At 64.8% G+C, this 2866-nt stretch carries 3 protein-coding genes; 1 reads left to right on the top strand and 2 read right to left on the bottom strand.

Going from position 1 to position 2866, the window contains the following annotated elements:
- Positions 1 to 183, bottom strand: a 183-nt coding sequence (locus AKL29_RS43990) for a hypothetical protein (protein ID WP_210168326.1), incomplete at its 3' end; no start/stop codon positions are given.
- Positions 184 to 373: 190 nt separating this feature from the next.
- Between AKL29_RS43990 and argE the strand changes: the two genes are divergently transcribed.
- On the top strand, positions 374 to 1543 hold the full coding sequence (gene argE, locus AKL29_RS15820) for an acetylornithine deacetylase (protein ID WP_050384826.1): 1170 nt from the start codon (positions 374 to 376) through the stop codon (positions 1541 to 1543).
- A gap of 112 nt (positions 1544 to 1655) precedes the next feature.
- Here the strand turns inward: argE and AKL29_RS15815 are convergent, their stop codons facing one another.
- A complete protein-coding gene (locus AKL29_RS15815) occupies positions 1656 to 2570 on the bottom strand; it encodes a DMT family transporter (RefSeq protein ID WP_050384825.1) in 915 nt (304 codons plus the stop codon).
- Positions 2571 to 2866: the final 296 nt, after the last annotated feature.

The raw sequence follows: 2866 nt of genomic DNA, 5'->3' as shown, positions 1-2866 counted from the left end.
AGAGGCCGCGGCGTACTGGATCGCCCGGTCCGAGCCGGGCGATGACAGCCGAGAATGGGGATACAGTTTCGCATTCTCGCGACATGAATCGCCCGAGTCTTGAATCGCCCAAGTCTTGCCTTTCGTTCCGCCCCAGGTCCGCGCAACGCGCGACCCGATGATAAACTCCACGAAACCCATCATCTCGCCGCGCGGATATATTCGATGGGTTTCGCTTCGCTCTCCCATCCTACAGGCCTGGACCTCCAATAACCGCCGGCAACGGTCCGAATATTGCTTGGCCTCGGCAGGCCAACCAGCTGCTATACTTCGCTGGCAGGATCGTCCGCACACGCGTAGTTCCTCGCACAATCCCCTCGCAAACGAACAGGCAATGCAAAATCAACGTTCCGACCGCATCCGCAAGCTATTGGCCGACCTCGTCGCCTTCGACACCGTCAGCGACCGCAGCAATCTGCCCCTGATCGACTACATCGAGCGCTACCTCGCCTCGCTTGGCCTCACGGGACAGCGCATCGTCGATGAAACCGGTCAGAAATCCTCGTTGTGGGTCACGATCGGCCCCGAGGACAAGGCCGGGCTGGTGCTGTCGGGGCATACCGATGTCGTGCCGGTTGTCGGACAGGACTGGAACCACAACCCGTTCGAGTTCGTCGAGCGCGATCGCCGGCTGTACGGCCGCGGCACCACCGACATGAAAGGCTTTGTCGCCGTCTGCCTCGCGATGGTTCCCGAGATGCTCGCGGCCGATCTGAAGACGCCGATCAATCTTGCCATCTCCTATGACGAGGAAATCGGTTGCGTCGGCGTGCGTCCGATGCTGCGCGAGGTCGCGCGCAAGCCGATCAGGCCACTCGGCTGTTTCGTCGGCGAGCCGACCCAGATGCAGGTGATCATCGGGCACAAAGGCAAGCACGGCGTGCGCGCTACCTTCCGCGGGCTCGCCCGCCACTCCTCGATCGCGCCCGACGGCGTCAACGCCATCGAATATGCCGCCGACCTCATCACCGAGATCCGCCGCCGCGCCGCGTTGCTGGCCGCGGATGCCGAACAAGGCAGCCTCTACGATGTCCCGCACTCGACCCTGCTCACCAGCATCGTGCACGGCGGCGCCGCGCTGAACATCGTGCCCGACAGTTGCGTGGTGGAATTCGAATGCCGCGGCATCGGTATCACCGAGTCGAGAGAGGTGACGGACGCGATCATCGCCTGGGCGAAGGCCGAGATCGAGCCTGACATGCGCAAGCGGCACCCGGAATGCGGCATCGACTTCGAGGAGATCCTCGATTATCCCGCACTCGACACCGCCGCCGACGCCGCCATCGTCACGCTCGCCAAGCAATTTGCTGGCCGCAACGACCACGCCAAGGTCGCCTTCGGCACCGAGGCCAGCCTGTTCGTCAGCATGGCGGACGTGCCGTCCGTCGTGGTCGGCCCCGGCTCGATCGCACAGGCGCATACGCCGGACGAGTTCGTCGAGATGTCGCAGCTCGAGGCTTGCGGCGCATTCGTCGCACGGCTGATCGCACATTGTGCGAAGTGATTCGCAAATGATTGCGTAGGATGGGTAGAGCGAAGCGAAACCCATCACCTCGTATCAGCGGCGTCATGATGGGTATCGCTGCGCTCCACCCATCCTACGGATCACGGATGCCTCACAGCCCATCCGGCGGCAGGCCCGGTCCGGTCGCGGCGGGACGGAGCTTATCGCGCTTGCGCTCGCGGTAGAAGGCATAGAGGCCGGAAGCGACGATGATCGCGGCACCCGCGAGCATTGGACCGTCGGGCTTGTGGCCGAAGGCGAGATAGCCCGTCAGCATCGCCCACGGCAGCGCGGTGTAGCGGAACGGCGCCACCGCCGAGATGTCGCCGGTGCGCAGTGACACGATGATGCACTGATAACCGATCAGGATCAGGACCGCGGCCAATGTGAGCAGGCCGAGCGCATTGCCGGACGGCGCCCGCCAGCCGCCGAGCGGGACAAGGACGACAGCACCTGCCGTCGTCACGGTCACGGTGGTGAGCAGCGTGATGAACACCGTCGGCAGATGCTTCGGGATGCGGCGGGTCGCGAGATCGCGCACCGCGCAGAACCCGACCGACGCCAGCGCCAGCAGCGCAGCCTGGCTGAAACCTTCCGCGCCGGGCCGAACGATGACGAGCACGCCGATGAAGCCGGCGGCGATCGCAAGCCATCGCCGCCAGCCGACCGGCTCGCCGAACACCAGCGCCGCGCCCAGCGTGATGACCAGCGGCAGCGCCTGGAAGATCGCCGAGGCGTTGGCGAGCGGGATTTGCGCGATCGCGGAGAGATAGGTCAGCGTGCCGCCGATCTCGCCAAGGACGCGCAGCCCGACCGGCCAGATCAGGAGCACGCTGAAACTGCGCAGCGCGTCACGGTACCAGGCGAGCGCCGCGACCAGCACCATCGCAACCAGGCCGCGCACCAACAGGATCTCGCCGATGTTGAGCTCCGCCGACACCGCCTTGGTGATGGTGTCGTTGACCGTGAAGCTGGCCATGGCCGCAGCCATGAACAGGCTGCCGCGAAGATTCGAGGAGAGGGTCAAAATGAAAATGTCCGATCAGGACCAGGGCGGGCGTTGACCGGACTGACTTGCCAAAGCGGCAGCGCGAACTCAAGTCACAGATGGCTACAATGCGGAAACATGCCGCACCTTGCAGCAGTGGCGCGAACTTTTGGAATCGCGATCGGCCTAGTGCTCCCTCGCCCCGCTCTTGCGGGGGCCGAGACGAGCGAAGGCCGCTCTTCGGGGATTTCGGTGAGGGGCTCTCTCCGCAAGCGATGTGCGTGGATAGTCCGGTACCCCCTCACCCGGATCGCATTTCGCTTCGCTGCATGCGG

Origin of the sequence: Bradyrhizobium pachyrhizi, assembly GCF_001189245.1 — a bacterium.
GTDB lineage: Bacteria > Pseudomonadota > Alphaproteobacteria > Rhizobiales > Xanthobacteraceae > Bradyrhizobium > Bradyrhizobium pachyrhizi.
Note: the sequence above shows the minus strand (reverse complement) of the source record. Positions and strands in the feature narration are given on the sequence as shown.